This window comes from Pseudocitrobacter sp. 2023LY-00077 (assembly GCF_055796175.1).
This window is the reverse complement of the sequence record NZ_JBSPEI010000008.1, coordinates 26,962-41,836: the sequence shown is the minus strand read 5'-3', so window position 1 is coordinate 41,836 and position 14,875 is coordinate 26,962. Positions and strand designations below refer to the sequence as shown.

Sequence of the window (14,875 nt, the reverse complement as noted above, 5' to 3'; positions counted from 1 at the left end):
ATCAGGCACAAGCATCATGATTCGATTTGAGCCAGCGCACGTAGCTGCTCCGGCGTTGCCACCGGCAGATGGAAGAAATCGAGATACGCGGGAATCATCTCAAACAGCATGTCCGTGCCCTGCTGAGTCGCGCACCCGCGCGCTTTCGCTATCGCCAGCAGCGGTGTGACGGCCTGCTTCATGACCACTTCACCGACGAACATCTCTGGCGTGAGCAATTCAGCAGGCAGCGGCAACGGATCATCCAGGTTCATCCCCAAAGGCGTTGCATTCACCACCAGCTGATGCCCGGAAGGATCGTTCGCCATCAGAGTGATTTTCAGTCGCGGATAGTGCGCCTGTAAACGCGTGGCAAGCGCCGCTGCCATTTCCGGACGGTTGTCATACAGCGTTAGCGCCGCAACGCCTGCCGCCGCTAAAGAGGCGGCAATCGCCGAGCCCACGCCGCCGCTACCCACCACCAGCGCGCGGGCACCTCTTGTCTGGAAGCCTTTGCGCTGAATACCGCGCACGAAACCGTCGCCATCGAACATTTCGCCGGTAAGCGAGCCATCCGCCTCGCGACGAATGGCATTGCATGCGCCGGCAATGGCCGCTGTCGGGCTCAGACGCGCCATGAGCGCACAGGTCGCCACTTTGTGCGGCATGGTGACCAGCGCTCCGGCAATATTGGTCATTTTGAACAGTGTCGGGACGAAAGCCGCGTAATCCTCGGGCGTGACGCCCACCGGCACCACTCTGGCGTCCACCTGCTGATCCGCAAACCACGGATTGTAGATCATCGGTGCTTTGAAGCCTTCCGTCGGATAACCCAGATGGGCAATTAACCGCGTGTGACCACTAATTTGCATCTGTTTCTCCCTGCGGAATATCCAGTTCAATACGTTTTACATCGCCAAGAATAAAGAGATACGCCACCACGCCGAGCAGCGCGGCCCCGCCGATATAGATAAGTGCGTAGAAGAAGTTGCCGAATGCAGCAACGATAAAACCAATGACCAGCGGCGTCAGAATGCCCGCGAGGTTAGCGCAGAAGTTAAACAACCCACCGGTGAGGCCGCCGAGTCCTTTGGGCGCCATATCGGAGATAAGCGTCCAGCCTAGTCCGACCATTCCCTGACCAAAGAACGCAAAGGACATTACCAGGATCACCGCAGTGTCGCTCTCCAGCCAGTTAGCGGTGATGATGCAGCTTGCCATCAGCAGCCCCACCACGATCGGCAGTTTGCGGCCAAGGTTGGCGCTGCCCGTGGCTTTGAGGATTTTGTCCGATACCCAGCCGCCGAACATCACGCCGCCCGCCGCCGCCAGGAACGGCAGAATGGCGAAGAAGCCCACTTTCAGCCATGGCATATGGCGCTCGGTTGCCAGATAAGTGGGGAACCAGGTCAGGAAGAAGACCAGCACCGTGTTACCGGCAAATTGCCCGATACTGGCCCCGAGAATTTGCCGTTTGCTCAACAACTGGCGCACCAGCGGCCAGCTAAAATGCGTTTTTTTCTCCGTTCCTGTAGTGATACCGCCGCCTGCGGCGATGTAGTCTCGCTCCTGATCGCTAAGATGTTTATCTTCGTGCGGTTCGCGATAACAGCGCCACCACACCAGCGCGAATAGCAGACCAAAGACGCCAACGGTAATAAACAATGTTCGCCAGCCAAAACCATCCATTATCCAGAACAGTAATGGCGCGAAGCAGGCCAGCCCGAGGTATTCCCCCACCGTATACACCGCCGTGGCGCGCGCGCGCTCCTGCTGCGGGAACCAGGCGCTGACGACCCGACTGTTGACCGGGAAGCATGGCGCTTCACTCACCCCGAGGCCGAAACGGCACAGCAGCAGCGTTTTCAGGCCCATCGCGAAACCATGCAGCAAGGTAAACAGCGACCAGAAACTCAGCGCCAGGAAATAGGTGACTTTGTTGCCAAAGCGGTCCAGGAACATCCCGCCGGGAATTTGCGCCAGCGCGTAAGTCCAGGCAAATGCAGAGAAAACAATCCCCATCATTGCCGCGCCAATCCCCAGCTCTTGTGTCAGTTGTGGAGCAGCGATCCCTAAAACCGTTCTGTCCAGATAGTTGATCATGGTACCCGCGGCCAGCAGCGTCAGAATACCAATACGCCGCCGTGAGCGGGGAACCGCCGCCACCGCCTCAGCGGTTGCCACGCGATTATGGCTATATGTGTTCATAGGGCTTACCTGTCGTTGTAGAGTGCAGATGAATGTTTATTGTTATGGTCTTACGCCCGGAGTGAACCGGATGGTACAGTTACAGCATCTGACGGTACTGCATCGCCGAAAGGCGTACGGCGGCATTGACGGCCCCGTACTGGGCGTAACCGCCTCGCCTTTCGGTCAATTCGAAAAAGAAGCGCCCTTCACTGAACGGCCAGCTATAGCGATGGAAAAACTCACCGCCCTGCGCATCGCGGTCATAAAGAATTTGCTGCTGTTGCAGGGTTGCCATCCCTTCCGGCTGACCAAAACGCGCCACCAGATCCTCGTAATAGTTCGCGGGCACAGGCAGCGAAATGGCCGGGGAGAATGGCGGCATTGCCGGTAAATCGCGGCAGGAAAAAGCGGCGTGCTGCAAGCCCGCGCCCTGATAACAGGCAACAGAGCGTGCAATTTGCGTGGCGCGGCTTTGCGAAATATTGAGTGCGAAGCGAATGTTGCCCTGCGGACTTTGCACCGCCAGGCTGCGCACCAGCCCGTACGGGTCGGGCATGGTTTGTTCGTGTTCAAGCTCAAAACCAAACACCGATCGAAAGAACATCACCCAGTTATCGCGACTGTCGGCTTCCATGCCCAGCGCCAGATGATCGATGCCCGTAAAGCCATCAGGATTGTCATCAGGCGTTAGGGTAAAGTCCTGGGTGTAGATATTTTGCTTTTCATCAACCAGATAGATAAGGCTTCCGTCCGGCGCGCACACCGCCGGAATGGTGCTTTCATTCGGGCCGACTTCCCCTTGCCAGGTGGCGTAGCCGTAGGCACGTGCCCGGGTAATAACCGCCGCGCTATCGCTGACGCGCAACGCCATCGCGCAAAGAGAGACGCCGTGACGTTGATAGAAGTGATCCGCCCAGCTGTGCGGTTGATAGTTGATGATGACCCGCGCATCGCCATTGCTCCATAGCGCCACCTGCTTAGAACGGTGCATCCCGGTCTGGCGAAAGCCCATTCCCGCCAGCATCGCGCCCAGCTTTTTCGCCTCAGCGGCGCTGGCGGTAAACTCGATAAATTCCATACCGAGCCATTGTGGCAACGGCTCGGTGACAAACAGATCCGCATCGCTTTTACCCAGCGCCATGCGGGTTTGCTCCTCCAGCCACTGCAGAGAGCGATACCCATCTTTCGCCGTCGCGCCGTTGGGCGAGGCGCGAAAACCGTCGTTAAAAATTTCCAGCGACCAGGGGCCACGATAACCACGGCGCGTCAGTTCGGTTGCGAATTCAATCAGCGGCAGCTCGCCCTGACCGGGGAAGCAGCGAAAATGGCGGCTCCACTCCAGCACATCCATCTTCATTAACGGTGCATCTGCCAGTTGCAGGAAGGTGATTTTCTCCAGCGGTACCTCATTCAGGCGCGTGAGATTATCGCCACGCGACAGCACGTGAAAACTGTCCAGCACAATTCCCATCGCCGGGCTATTGACCGCTTTAACGCGCTCCCACGCCTGATACCAGCGATTGACGTGTGTCCCCCATGCCAGCGCTTCGTAGCCAATATGGATGTTTTCCTGCTCCGCCAGCGTCGCCAGCGCCCGCAGGTCAGCAACCTGCAGGTCAAAATCCGCCGAGCAGTTCGGCGAGACGTTGCTGCACAGCAACATTGTGTCGCACCCCAGCTCATGCATCAGCGCGAATTTACGTTTCGCGCGTGCCAGATTGGCGGCAAACTGTTCGCGACTTGCACCTTCGAAGTCACGAAATGGCTGGAATAAGGTAATTTTTAAGCCCAGATCGTCGGCGAGCATTCGGATATCGGCGGGCGTACCGGTATAATAGAGAAGATCGTTTTCAAAGATTTCAACGCCCTGATAGCCCGCCGCCGCAATGGCGCTCAGTTTTTCAGGCAGCGTCCCGGAAATGGAAACGGTAGCAATGGAGCGCAGCATAGGTTTCGCCCTGTGTGAATGAAGAGATGAAACGAATATGAATCATTTGGTTCATTTGCGCCAGATTCGGTTGCTAAATTGTGATCATTGTGTGTATTTTTTGTTCTTGAGAATAAACAGGAGTTGCTATGTCCGCCGTTGCTCACGATGAAGCACAGTCTCTGAAAGACAGGATTTTTACCGCCGCGATCGCCGTTTTCGCCGAGCATGGGCTCGCCGGGGCGCGTATGGAACAAATTGCCGGAGAAGCACAAACCACCAAGCGTATGGTGGTGTACTACTTCAAAACGAAGGAGCAGCTTTATCAGGCTGTGTTGCAGCACGTTTATGCGCGTATACGCGAAACGGAACAGCAGCTGGGGCTCGAAAATGTGCCGCCGGTCGAGGCGCTGGTGCAGCTGGTGAAATGGAGTGTGCGCTATCACGCCACACACGCCGATTACATGCGGATTATCTGTATGGAGAATATGCAGCGCGGGAAATGGCTATTATCGTCCGATGACTTTAAGCGGGTGAATAAGAGCGCGCTTTCGCTGCTGGAGAATATTCTTCAGCGCGGTCAGCAGCAGACGATTTTTCAGCCCGGCGTGGAAGCGCGCGATGTGCACCGCCTCATCAGCAGCTTCAGCTTTTATCAGGTCTCCAACTTTTACAGTTTTAATAGCCTGTATCTGGATGGCCCGTTGCCTGAAATTGATGATGAAGCGCTAATTGCGCACCATAGCGATATTGCCGTTAAGGCGGTACTGCGTTTTGTGATTGCCTGAAAACATGGCCCGGCGGGGTTACTGCCCTGCCAGCGCTTTGATCACTTTTTCCATGGCTTCACGCGTCAGTTCTGAACGCTGAATTTTGCTGTTGGCCAGCGCCGTACGCACTACGCCCGCAATCACGATATGTTTCGGTTCCTGGCCCAAATCGCGCATTTCGAGCACAACTTTACCGACCACTCGACACATCTCCTGGTACAGAACCTCGTCTTTACTCAGATTTCCCATTGCGCGCGCTCCCTGTTTTCCATTAATAATCAAAATATTATTGATTCAAATTTAATATAAATCAAATTGATGAATCTACGCCTCTTTCTGCCGTAAAACCGCCTTTTGCGGTGAGGAATTCATCAATAAACCTTACCACGTTGTTATAATACCTTACTGGAAAGGTTTTTATTTTGTTAATGTTAATCTTTCGAATTTTGAAACGCTGTTTTTATTTTCTTTTTGTGATGTTACACCGTATAATACGCGCCGATTCTTTCTTGAATGGTTTCAGCTCATTGAACTGTATTAATAACCAACATAATTATCGTACCCTTCAGTTTGCTGAACCACTAGCACACTTTCCTCTGCACGCTTTTTTGATGTCACCTATCCTTATGATGGCGTGGCGTCGCAAGTTTCGTAACACAGGTTTGACTCCGTGGCTGTGCGCTTATGGAGCGAGATTCCCATATCCTTCTCAACTTACTCAACTTAAAGACTAAGACTGTCATGAAAAAGACCAAAATTGTTTGCACCATCGGTCCGAAAACCGAATCCGAAGAGATGTTAGGCAAAATGCTCGATGCGGGCATGAACGTTATGCGTCTGAACTTCTCCCACGGTGACTATGCTGAACACGGTCAGCGCATCCAGAACCTGCGCAACGTGATGAAGAAAACCGGCCAGAAAGCCGCTATCCTGCTGGATACCAAAGGTCCGGAAATCCGTACCATCAAACTGGAAGGCGGCAACGACGTCTCCCTGAAAGCAGGCCAGACCTTCACCTTCACCACTGACAAATCTGTTGTCGGTAACAACGAAATCGTTGCTGTAACCTATGAAGGTTTCACCACCGACCTGTCCGTTGGCAACACCGTTCTGGTTGACGATGGTCTGATCGGCATGGAAGTTACCGCTATCGAAGGTAACAAAGTTATCTGTAAAGTGCTGAACAACGGCGACCTGGGCGAAAACAAAGGCGTTAACCTGCCGGGCGTTTCCATCGCGCTGCCTGCACTGGCTGAAAAAGACAAACAGGATCTGATCTTTGGTTGCGAACAAGGCGTTGACTTTGTTGCGGCGTCCTTCATCCGTAAACGTTCTGACGTGATTGAAATCCGTGAGCACCTGAAAGCACACGGCGGCGAGAAGATCCAGATCATCTCCAAAATCGAAAACCAGGAAGGCCTGAACAACTTCGACGAAATCCTCGAAGCATCCGACGGCATCATGGTTGCGCGTGGCGACATGGGCGTTGAAATCCCGGTTGAAGAAGTTATCTTCGCGCAGAAAATGATCATCGAAAAATGTATCCGTGCACGTAAAGTCGTTATCACTGCGACCCAGATGCTCGATTCCATGATCAAAAACCCGCGCCCTACCCGCGCAGAAGCTGGTGACGTTGCCAACGCCATCCTGGACGGCACCGATGCCGTTATGCTGTCTGGCGAATCCGCTAAAGGTAAATACCCGCTGGAAGCTGTGACCATCATGGCGACCATCTGCGAACGTACTGACCGCGTGATGACCAGCCGTCTGGAGTTCAACAACGACAGCCGTAAACTGCGCATCACTGAAGCCGTTTGCCGTGGCGCGGTAGAAACTGCTGAGAAACTGGACGCGCCGCTGATCGTCGTTGCGACCCAGGGCGGTAAATCTGCTCGCGCAGTGCGTAAATACTTCCCGGATGCCACCATCCTGGCGCTGACCACCAACGAAACCACCGCGCGTCAGCTGGTGCTGAGCAAAGGCGTTGTGCCGCAGCTGGTGAAAGAAATCACCTCTACTGATGATTTCTATCGTCTGGGTAAAGAAGTCGCTCTGGAAAGCGGTCTGGCGCAGAAAGGCGACGTTGTCGTGATGGTTTCTGGCGCACTGGTACCAAGCGGAACCACCAATACTGCATCCGTACACGTACTGTAATAATTTACAGATCTATTTCAGATGCGAATAAAAAGCGCCCTTCGGGGCGCTTTTTTTATTACGTCTAATCACCATGCTCAATAAAAAAGCAAATCGGATTTTACTATTTAAACTAAAATTATCTAAGACGAATCCGATGGAACTCCCCTGTTTTCATAGAGTTTTTCTTTCGTCAGAGCGAAAGTCGATGCTTCTTTGAGCGAACGATCAAAAATAAGGGTTTTCGGATAAAAAAATATTCTCAAGATAAAAAAGTTTGTGTAATACTTGTAACGCTACATGGAGATTAACTCAATCTAGAGGGTATTTATAATGAATCGTACTAAACTGGTACTGGGCGCGGTAATCCTGGGTTCTACTCTGCTGGCAGGTTGCTCCAGCAATGCTAAAATCGATCAGCTGTCTTCTGACGTTCAGACTCTGAACGCTAAAGTTGACCAGCTGAGCAACGACGTGAACGCAATCCGTTCCGACGTTCAGGCTGCTAAAGATGACGCAGCTCGCGCTAACCAGCGTCTGGACAACCAGGCTCACTCTTACCGTAAGTAAGAGTTCTGGTAATAAAATGGCGCACATTGTGCGCCATTTTTTTTGCCTGTGATTTAACAATCGCTATTGCGTTACCGTCCCTGAAACCTCGCCTTCCGACACCGCATCACCACGCTGACCACTCTGCATCGATAATGACGGCGCTGTAGCACGCGCTGCGCCACTTTCTCCGCTCACAGCGACCGGATACCCCGCCCGACGCGTCAACGCCTTCTGAAGCTGCTCCTCGCGCACATCAGCATGTTGTGCAAACTGCGTGAAGTCAGACGAGAGCGTGAAGCTCAGATTCTGCGTATCCTGTTCCGGGTTCTGCGACAGCGGACGATGCACTTCAACGTAACGCATGCCATTCGGCTCAACCGAATATTTTACCGGATCGTTGATAACTCGCACCGGCGTGCCGCTACGAACCTGGCTGAACAACGCTTTAATATCCGGCGCGTTCATGCGAATACAGCCCGAACTCACACGCAGCCCGACGCTGTCCGGCGCGCTGGTGCCATGAATCAGGTATTCACCGTTGCCATATGCAAGACGCAGCGCATAGCGCCCCAGCGGGTTATTCGGCCCGGCGGGAACCACGGCAGGCAGATGAATCCCCTTCGCCGCAGAACGTGCGCGAATGCCTGCCGGAGGCGTCCAGGTTGGGTTAGGGATCTTCTGCCCGACGCGGGTCGTCATCTCCGGCGTTTCGAGCCCCTGCAAGCCGATACCAATCGGATAAACCTGTACCTGATTTTCTCCCGGTGGGAAGTAGTAAAGCCGCAGCTCGGCCAGATTGACGATGATGCCTTCACGCGGGGCATCCGGCAGCAGCATCTGCGATGGGATGGTCACGACCGTGCCCGGTCTCGGTACTGGCGCCATGGTGTTATTGGCTTCAATAAGCAGCATCGCCGCCGTATCGAAACGTCGCGCAATGGCCTGTAAGTTACGATCGCTCTCCTGAACCGTGTAGGTTTGGTTCTGACCAATCAGACGACTGTTGGCCGGAGGCAGCGGATAATCAACAGCCCAGGCGCTATGTACAGCGCTAAGAGCCGCTAAGATGCTAAGAGTTATAAGAGACGCGCGCTTCATATGGGATTCCTTATTCACATTCACTGACAAACCGCCAGAAAGCAGAACGGCCAGCGAGGCGGTTCCTGCCTCGCGTAACTGTATGAAAGCTGTCTATATTATATTAGCTGAAGTTAGCGACTTGCGCGCGAATCGCGCGAATCATGGCTTCCAGCCCCTGCGAGCGCGAGGGCGTGAGGTGTTGGGTCAGCGCCATCTGGCTGAACCACGGGCGAACGTCGAAGGCGATAATATCGTCCGGCGTCATTTGGTCGTAGAGAATAAACACCACGGCAATCAATCCCTTCACGATGGCCGCATCGCTATCACCCTGTAACTCGACCATGCCCTCAGCATTGCGAGAAACAACAATCCACACCTGACTCTGGCAGCCCTGAATACTGTTTTCCGGGTTATGCGCCTCAGGGCTTAACGGCGCGAGACGCTGACCCAGCTCGATAATGTAGAGATACTTCTCCTCCCAGTTTGCGCACCGGCCAAAATTACGCAGCAGCTTCTCTTTATCCGGTAAAGCAGCCATCGTTCCTCCCTGTTATCCCAATAAGTGATGAATGCGTCGCAGCCCCGTCACCAGGCGGTCGACCTCTTCAAAGGTGTTATACATCGCCAGCGATGCCCGGCACATTGCCGGCACCTGATAAAACGCCATCAGCGGCATCGCACAATGATGCCCGGTTCGCACGGCAATCCCGTAGTTATCCAGGAAACTGCCGACGTCATAGGCGTGGTGTGTGCCGAGGTTAAAGGCGATGACGCCCAGTCTGTCCGCCGGGCCATAAAGATGGAGATCGGGCACGTCTGCCAGCGCGGCCAGGGCGTAATGCATCAGCGTTTGTTCATACTCGCCAACCGCTTCAAGGCCCAGCGCATTGAGGTAATCGAACGCCGCGCCAAGCCCAATTATGCCGCCCGTATTCGGCGTGCCCGCTTCGAAGCGCCAGGGGGCTTTCGCCCAGGTCGTGCCTTCCGTCAGGCTGACGGTCGCAATCATCGAGCCGCCCCCTTCCCATGGCGGCATCGCCTGCAGTATCTCTTCTTTCACATACAGCACGCCGATCCCCGTCGGCCCGTAGAGTTTGTGGCCCGAAAAGGCGTAAAAATCGCAGTCCAGCGCCTGCACATCGACCGGGTGATGCATCACCGCCTGCGCGCCATCGATCAGTGCTTTCGCGCCATATTGATGCGCCAGCGCGATAAGCGCCGCCACCGGGTTTTCTGTTCCGAGCACGTTCGACACCTGGGTCACTGCCAGCAGCCGGGTACGCTCATCAAACAGCGTCGGCGCAACATCCATTTGCAATGTGCCATCGACATTGAGTGGGATCACGCGCAGTTCCGCACCTGTACGGGCGCAAAGCATTTGCCACGGTACGATATTGGCGTGGTGCTCCATCGCGGTAATCACAATGTTGTCGCCTGCACGCACATTGTCACTGCCCCAACTGTTGGCTACCAGGTTTATCCCTTCGGTAGTACCGCGCACGAAAACCAGCTCTTCAGCGGAACGCGCGTTAAGGAAGTTAGCCGCTTTCTGGCGCACCTCTTCCATCCGCTGCGTCGCTTCAGCGCTCAGCGTATGAATGCCGCGATGCACCGCCGCGTAGCCGTGACGATAGAACTCCGCCTCTGCGCGGATCACCTGCTCCGGTTTTTGCGCGCTGGCGGCGGAGTCGAGATACGCCAGCGGTTGACCGTTCACTTCCCGGCTTAACACCGGGAAGTCGGCGCGCACCTGTTGTACGGAAAATGTCATTGCGATCCCCCTGGCAAGCGCTGACCGATTCGCGTCAGGACTTGCTGTTTTAGCGCATCGTTGGCGATGGCTTCCGTCAACTCGGCGGCAAAGGCGTAGATAATAATTTTGCGCGCGTCGCGATCGCTTATCCCGCGCGAACGCAGATAAAAGAGCTGTTCATCATCAATGCGCCCCACCGTGGCACCGTGGCTACATTTGACGTCATCGGCATATATTTCCAGCTGCGGTTTGGTATCCGCCTCGGCCAGTCGCCCCAGCAGCAGATTGTTATTGGTCATCTGCCCGTCGGTTTTGATGGCGTGTTTCGCCACGTTAATCAGGCCATTAAATACCGCACGGCCTTTATCGCTGACGATGGTTTTGTGCAGCTGACGGCTGTTGCAATAGCCTTTGTTGTGCTCAAGCCAGGTACGGGTATCGCACACTTCCGTGTTCACCGGCATCGCCAGGCTGTTCATGCGTAAGGTAGTGTTTTCACCGTTTAACTGGCTGCTGGTGTGGTGTCGCGTTACCGCCGCGCCGAGCAGAAAACTGCTGCTGTGGGCGCTGGCGTCCTGCCCCAGTTGTATGTCGTTATGGGCAAAGTGGAAGCTCTGCGGGTTTTCAAAGCCCAGCTTCAGATGATGCAGATGCGCATTGTCCGCCACGTCCATGGTGAATCGCGCCCCGGTAAAGTGGCGTTGATCGTTCAGGCTGACGTAATGTTCTATCACCGTGGCCTCCGCCCCGGTTTCCAGCGCAATGTGGTGGCGATAATGGGCGGTGTTCATCTCCTCGCCCACCAGCCCCCGCGTGATATGCATCAGCAGCAGCGGTTTCGCCGGACGTTGATTGCGCGCGACACGAATATGCGTCACCGTCGCCGCCAGGCTTTCGCTGAGATGCAGAAAAACTTCGCCGTTAACCGCCGCAGGCAGCTCTTCACGCACGTTATTCACCGCGACCTCAAACCCGCTCTCTTCCAGCGCATCGCTCAGCCCAGGCGCAAACTGACCATCGACAAACACCAGACGCCACGCATCCACTGTTAGGGCCAGCGAATCGGGCGCAATATCCTCAAGCGTAGTCAGCCGAGGCGCGACAAACTGGCTATTGAGCAGGCTATCCAGCGCGGTGTATTTCCAGTCTTCATCTTTACGCGTGGGCAACCCGAGGCGCAGCACCTGTTGCAGATGTTCACGCGCCTGAGGGGAACGCTGTTCGCCCTGCGCTTCGAACAGATGATGCCACTGTTGCAGCGCGTTACTGCTGTTCGGTAAGCCAGCCATAGCCCTGCTCCTCCAGTTGTTTCACCAGGGTGAAGTCGCCAGATTTCACAATCCGCCCCTGATAAAGCACATGCACCACATCCGGCTTGATGTAGTCGAGAATGCGCTGGTAGTGGGTGACAATAATGAACGACCGTTTACCGTCACGCAGGGAGTTCACGCCGTCTGCCACTATCTTCAGCGCGTCGATATCCAGCCCGGAATCCGTTTCATCCAGAATGCACAGCTCTGGCTCAAGCACCGCCATCTGCAAAATGTCATTGCGCTTTTTCTCACCGCCCGAGAAGCCGACGTTTACCGAGCGGGTGAGCAAATCCTGCGGCATTTTCAGCAGATTGATTTTCTCTTCCATCAGGTCCTGAAAATCAAAACGATCCAGCGCATCCAGGCCTCGGTATTTACGCACCGCATTCAGCGCCGTTTGCAGGAAAAATTGGTTGCTGACGCCCGGAATTTCCACCGGATACTGGAAGGCCATAAAGATACCTTCCCCCGCCCGATCTTCAGGAGAGAGCTCCAGCAGGTCTTTGCCCTTAAATGTGACCGCGCCGCCGGTCACTTCATAGTCTTCGCGTCCGGCGAGCGTGGCGGAAAGCGTACTTTTCCCGGAGCCGTTCGGCCCCATGATGGCGTGCACTTCCCCTGGTTTTACATCAAGGCTCAAGCCGCGCAGGATTTCTTTCTCTTCAACGGCAACCTGTAAATCTTTAATACTTAACATAGAGATCCCTTAATCCTTATCCGACGCTGTGTTCGAGGCTTATCGCCAGCAGTTTTTGCGCTTCCACGGCAAACTCCAGCGGCAGCTCGGAGAAGACGTCCTTACAGAACCCGTTAACGATCATCGAGATCGCATCGTCCTCGCTGATCCCGCGTTGCAGGCAGTAGAACAGCTGATCTTCACCGATACGCGAGGTGGTGGCTTCATGTTCCAGCTGTGCGCTGTTGTTGCGGCATTCGACATACGGGAAGGTGTGCGCGCCGCAGTCCGGGCCAATCAGCATCGAGTCACACTGGGTGAAATTACGCGCATTGGTCGCGGTCGGCATGATTTTCACCAGCCCGCGATAACTGTTCTGGCTGTGTCCGGCGGAGATCCCTTTCGAGATGATCGTCGATTTGGTGTTTTTGCCGATGTGGATCATTTTGGTGCCGGTATCGGCCTGCTGATGTCCGCTGGTCAGCGCCACCGAGAAGAACTCGCCAATCGAGTTATCACCGCGCAAAATGCAGCTCGGGTATTTCCAGGTAATGGCGGAACCCGTTTCTGACTGGGTCCATGACATTTTGCTGTTTTCGCCTTCGCACAGGGCTCGCTTGGTGACAAAATTCAGGATCCCGCCGGTGTTGTTATCGCCGGGGAACCAGTTTTGTACCGTGGAGTATTTCACTTCCGCATCTTTGTGGATGATGACTTCCACCACCGCCGCGTGCAGCTGATAACTTTCACGCACCGGGGCGGAACACCCTTCGATGTAGCTCACATAGCTGCCTTCATCGGCAATCAGGATCGTGCGTTCAAACTGACCGGTTTTTTCGGCGTTAATTCGAAAATAGGTCGACAGCTCCATCGGGCAGCGCACACCTTTCGGGATGTAGATGAAGGTGCCATCTGACGCCACCGCCGCGTTCAGCGCGGCAAAAAAGTTATCGTTCGACGGCACCACCGTGCCCAGATACTGTTTCACCAGTTCCGGGTGATCGTGGATTGCTTCGCCGAACGAACAGAAAATAATGCCCTGCTCAGAGAGTTTTTCCCGATAGGTGGTGGCCACAGAAACCGAATCGAATATCGCATCGACGGCCACTTCTTTGCCTTCGCGCACCGGTACGCCGAGCTGATTAAACGCCGCTTCGACTTCATCGGTGAGGAAGGTATTGGCGCCCGTCTGTTGCACCGCGCCCGGCTCAGAGGCACAGGTTTCATCGCAGTTACCGCAGGACGGCGCAGAGTAGTAGCTGTAATCCTGATAATTGAGCGAAGCATAGTTCGCTTTCAACCAGTGCGGCTCTTTCATCTGCTCCCAGGCGTGGAAGGCATTCAGGCGAAACTCGAGCATCCATTCGGGCTCGTTGCGTTTTGCCGAAATGGCACGGACCACCTCTTCGTTGATCCCTTTTGCCAGTTCATCGGTCTTTAACTGGGTGAAGAAGCCCTCTTTGTAATTCAGCGGGCCGCCGGTCCAGGTTTTGACATCGTCAGTTGCTTCAGTATTGCGCGTCATAATCGTACCGCCTATACCCCAAAACTTTCGCCGCAGCCGCATTCGTTCTGCGCTTTCGGGTTATGAAATTTAAATATCTGATTTAATCCTTCGCGCACGTAATCCACTTCGGTGCCGTCGATAAACGGCATCGCCGAAAGAGGCACCCACAGTTTTGCGCAGTCAGACTCAAATAACAGGTCATCGGCATGGGGCTCGGTTACCGTATCCAGCACATAGCCAAATCCGGCACAGCCGGTCTGCTTCACGCCGAGGCGCACGCCCTGCATACCTGGTTGTTTGCTGACCAGATTGCGAATTTGTGTTGCTGCCGCGGGCGTTAACGTCAGGCCACGCCAGGCAAAATCATTCGGATCAAACGTTCCAGTATCTACTTCCATTGGTCTACCTCATCGGTTAAGCCATCGAAGGCATAACACTATGTTAGTGATAATGATTATCACTTCAACCCATCTGCAACAGGGGTATTACCTTCGGACCTGTTTTACAGCGGCTTTTTATAAGCATAGACCCTGATTCTGCGGGCAACCGGGATAGATGATTTTTTACAACTCTTTGAAAAATAATAGATTAAGAAGAGGTAATTACTGGAAGTGGTTGATGAATAAAACATGCATCGCTAATGCCTATTTATTTGATAGCTTTTCGGCCTCTCTGCGCCTTTCAGCTCACATCCTCGGTACGCTAACTTGCCGGATCGCCAAATCTGACCTAAATCATTGATGACCCCTTCAAAACTATCGGGAGAAATCATGGGTTATTATGTGCTTAAGAAGTCAGAAAAAGCCGTTGCGCAGCCGTGGTATTTTTTACTGAAGGCCGATAATCACGAAACCATCGCCACCAGTGAGATGTACTCAAGCAAGGACGCGGCGAAGAAAGGTATTGCCTCCGTTCAGAAGAACGGCGCGAGCGAAACGATTAAAGACGATACGGCGCAATAAACAAAAGGCCCAGGGATTTGGGCCTTTTGCATC

At 54.4% G+C, this 14,875-nt stretch carries 16 protein-coding genes; 5 read left to right on the top strand and 11 right to left on the bottom strand.

Annotated features, from left to right (window positions below; all coding sequences use genetic code 11):
* Nucleotides 1–14 precede the first annotated feature (14 nt).
* From ACWWFX_RS11945 to ACWWFX_RS11935, 3 genes are all read right to left on the bottom strand, one after another.
* The gene (locus ACWWFX_RS11945; RefSeq protein WP_473223882.1) at nucleotides 15–851 is read right to left on the bottom strand and encodes a shikimate dehydrogenase family protein; all 837 of its coding nucleotides are present in this window, start codon (nucleotides 849–851) and stop codon (nucleotides 15–17) included.
* Complete coding sequence (locus tag ACWWFX_RS11940) at nucleotides 841–2,187, bottom strand: MFS transporter (protein ID WP_473223881.1); 1,347 nt, start codon at nucleotides 2,185–2,187, stop codon at nucleotides 841–843. The genes ACWWFX_RS11945 and ACWWFX_RS11940 overlap by 11 nt, the downstream gene beginning before the upstream one ends.
* A 79-nt stretch (nucleotides 2,188–2,266) precedes the next feature.
* Entirely contained in the window at nucleotides 2,267–4,117 is a 1,851-nt protein-coding gene (locus ACWWFX_RS11935) for a bifunctional sugar phosphate isomerase/epimerase/4-hydroxyphenylpyruvate dioxygenase family protein (RefSeq protein WP_473223880.1), read from the bottom strand.
* A gap of 128 nt (nucleotides 4,118–4,245) precedes the next feature.
* On the opposite strand from ACWWFX_RS11935, the gene ACWWFX_RS11930 reads away from it, so the two are divergent.
* A complete protein-coding gene (locus ACWWFX_RS11930) occupies nucleotides 4,246–4,884 on the top strand; it encodes a TetR/AcrR family transcriptional regulator (RefSeq protein ID WP_015964207.1) in 639 nt (212 codons plus the stop codon).
* A gap of 18 nt (nucleotides 4,885–4,902) precedes the next feature.
* On the opposite strand, the gene fumD is transcribed toward ACWWFX_RS11930, so the two are convergent.
* The gene (gene fumD, locus ACWWFX_RS11925) at nucleotides 4,903–5,115 is read right to left on the bottom strand and encodes a fumarate hydratase FumD (protein ID WP_149462668.1); all 213 of its coding nucleotides are present in this window, start codon (nucleotides 5,113–5,115) and stop codon (nucleotides 4,903–4,905) included.
* 179 nt (nucleotides 5,116–5,294) lie between these two features.
* On the opposite strand from fumD, the gene ynhH reads away from it, so the two are divergent.
* The 3 genes from ynhH (at nucleotide 5,295) to ACWWFX_RS11910 (ending at nucleotide 7,569) form a co-directional block, all read left to right on the top strand.
* Nucleotides 5,295–5,600: a protein YnhH gene (gene ynhH, locus ACWWFX_RS11920; RefSeq protein WP_473223960.1), complete on the top strand. Its 306-nt coding sequence runs from the start codon at nucleotides 5,295–5,297 to the stop codon at nucleotides 5,598–5,600.
* A gap of 7 nt (nucleotides 5,601–5,607) precedes the next feature.
* Nucleotides 5,608–7,020: a pyruvate kinase PykF gene (gene pykF, locus ACWWFX_RS11915; RefSeq protein WP_456145693.1), complete on the top strand. Its 1,413-nt coding sequence runs from the start codon at nucleotides 5,608–5,610 to the stop codon at nucleotides 7,018–7,020.
* 312 nt (nucleotides 7,021–7,332) lie between these two features.
* Nucleotides 7,333–7,569 carry a major outer membrane lipoprotein gene (locus ACWWFX_RS11910; protein WP_007374746.1) on the top strand — a complete coding sequence of 79 codons (237 nt, stop codon included), beginning with the start codon at nucleotides 7,333–7,335 and terminating at the stop codon, nucleotides 7,567–7,569.
* Between the two features lie 63 nt (nucleotides 7,570–7,632).
* Here the strand turns inward: ACWWFX_RS11910 and ldtE are convergent, their stop codons facing one another.
* The 7 genes from ldtE to sufA form a co-directional block, all read right to left on the bottom strand.
* Nucleotides 7,633–8,649, bottom strand: coding sequence for a L,D-transpeptidase LdtE (gene ldtE / locus ACWWFX_RS11905; RefSeq protein WP_473223879.1), 1,017 nt, complete (start codon nucleotides 8,647–8,649; stop codon nucleotides 7,633–7,635).
* Between the two features lie 103 nt (nucleotides 8,650–8,752).
* Nucleotides 8,753–9,169 (bottom strand): cysteine desulfuration protein SufE, encoded by a 417-nt coding sequence (gene sufE / locus ACWWFX_RS11900; protein ID WP_473223878.1) that lies wholly within the window; start codon nucleotides 9,167–9,169, stop codon nucleotides 8,753–8,755.
* A gap of 12 nt (nucleotides 9,170–9,181) precedes the next feature.
* On the bottom strand, nucleotides 9,182–10,402 hold the full coding sequence (sufS, locus tag ACWWFX_RS11895) for a cysteine desulfurase SufS (protein ID WP_473223877.1): 1,221 nt from the start codon (nucleotides 10,400–10,402) through the stop codon (nucleotides 9,182–9,184).
* Nucleotides 10,399–11,673, bottom strand: a complete 1,275-nt coding sequence (sufD, locus tag ACWWFX_RS11890) for a Fe-S cluster assembly protein SufD (RefSeq protein WP_473223876.1) — start codon at nucleotides 11,671–11,673, stop codon at nucleotides 10,399–10,401. Before sufD ends, sufS begins: the two co-directional genes overlap by 4 nt.
* Nucleotides 11,648–12,394: a Fe-S cluster assembly ATPase SufC gene (sufC, locus tag ACWWFX_RS11885; protein WP_276220018.1), complete on the bottom strand. Its 747-nt coding sequence runs from the start codon at nucleotides 12,392–12,394 to the stop codon at nucleotides 11,648–11,650. The genes sufD and sufC overlap by 26 nt, the downstream gene beginning before the upstream one ends.
* A 16-nt stretch (nucleotides 12,395–12,410) precedes the next feature.
* Nucleotides 12,411–13,898, bottom strand: a complete 1,488-nt coding sequence (gene sufB / locus ACWWFX_RS11880) for a Fe-S cluster assembly protein SufB (protein ID WP_276220017.1) — start codon at nucleotides 13,896–13,898, stop codon at nucleotides 12,411–12,413.
* Nucleotides 13,899–13,909: 11 nt separating this feature from the next.
* Nucleotides 13,910–14,278: a Fe-S cluster assembly scaffold SufA gene (gene sufA, locus ACWWFX_RS11875; RefSeq protein ID WP_473223875.1), complete on the bottom strand. Its 369-nt coding sequence runs from the start codon at nucleotides 14,276–14,278 to the stop codon at nucleotides 13,910–13,912.
* Nucleotides 14,279–14,650: 372 nt separating this feature from the next.
* Here sufA and ACWWFX_RS11870 point away from each other — a divergent pair, with 372 nt between their 5' ends.
* The gene (locus ACWWFX_RS11870; protein WP_456145698.1) at nucleotides 14,651–14,842 is read left to right on the top strand and encodes a YegP family protein; all 192 of its coding nucleotides are present in this window, start codon (nucleotides 14,651–14,653) and stop codon (nucleotides 14,840–14,842) included.
* Nucleotides 14,843–14,875 lie beyond the last annotated feature (33 nt).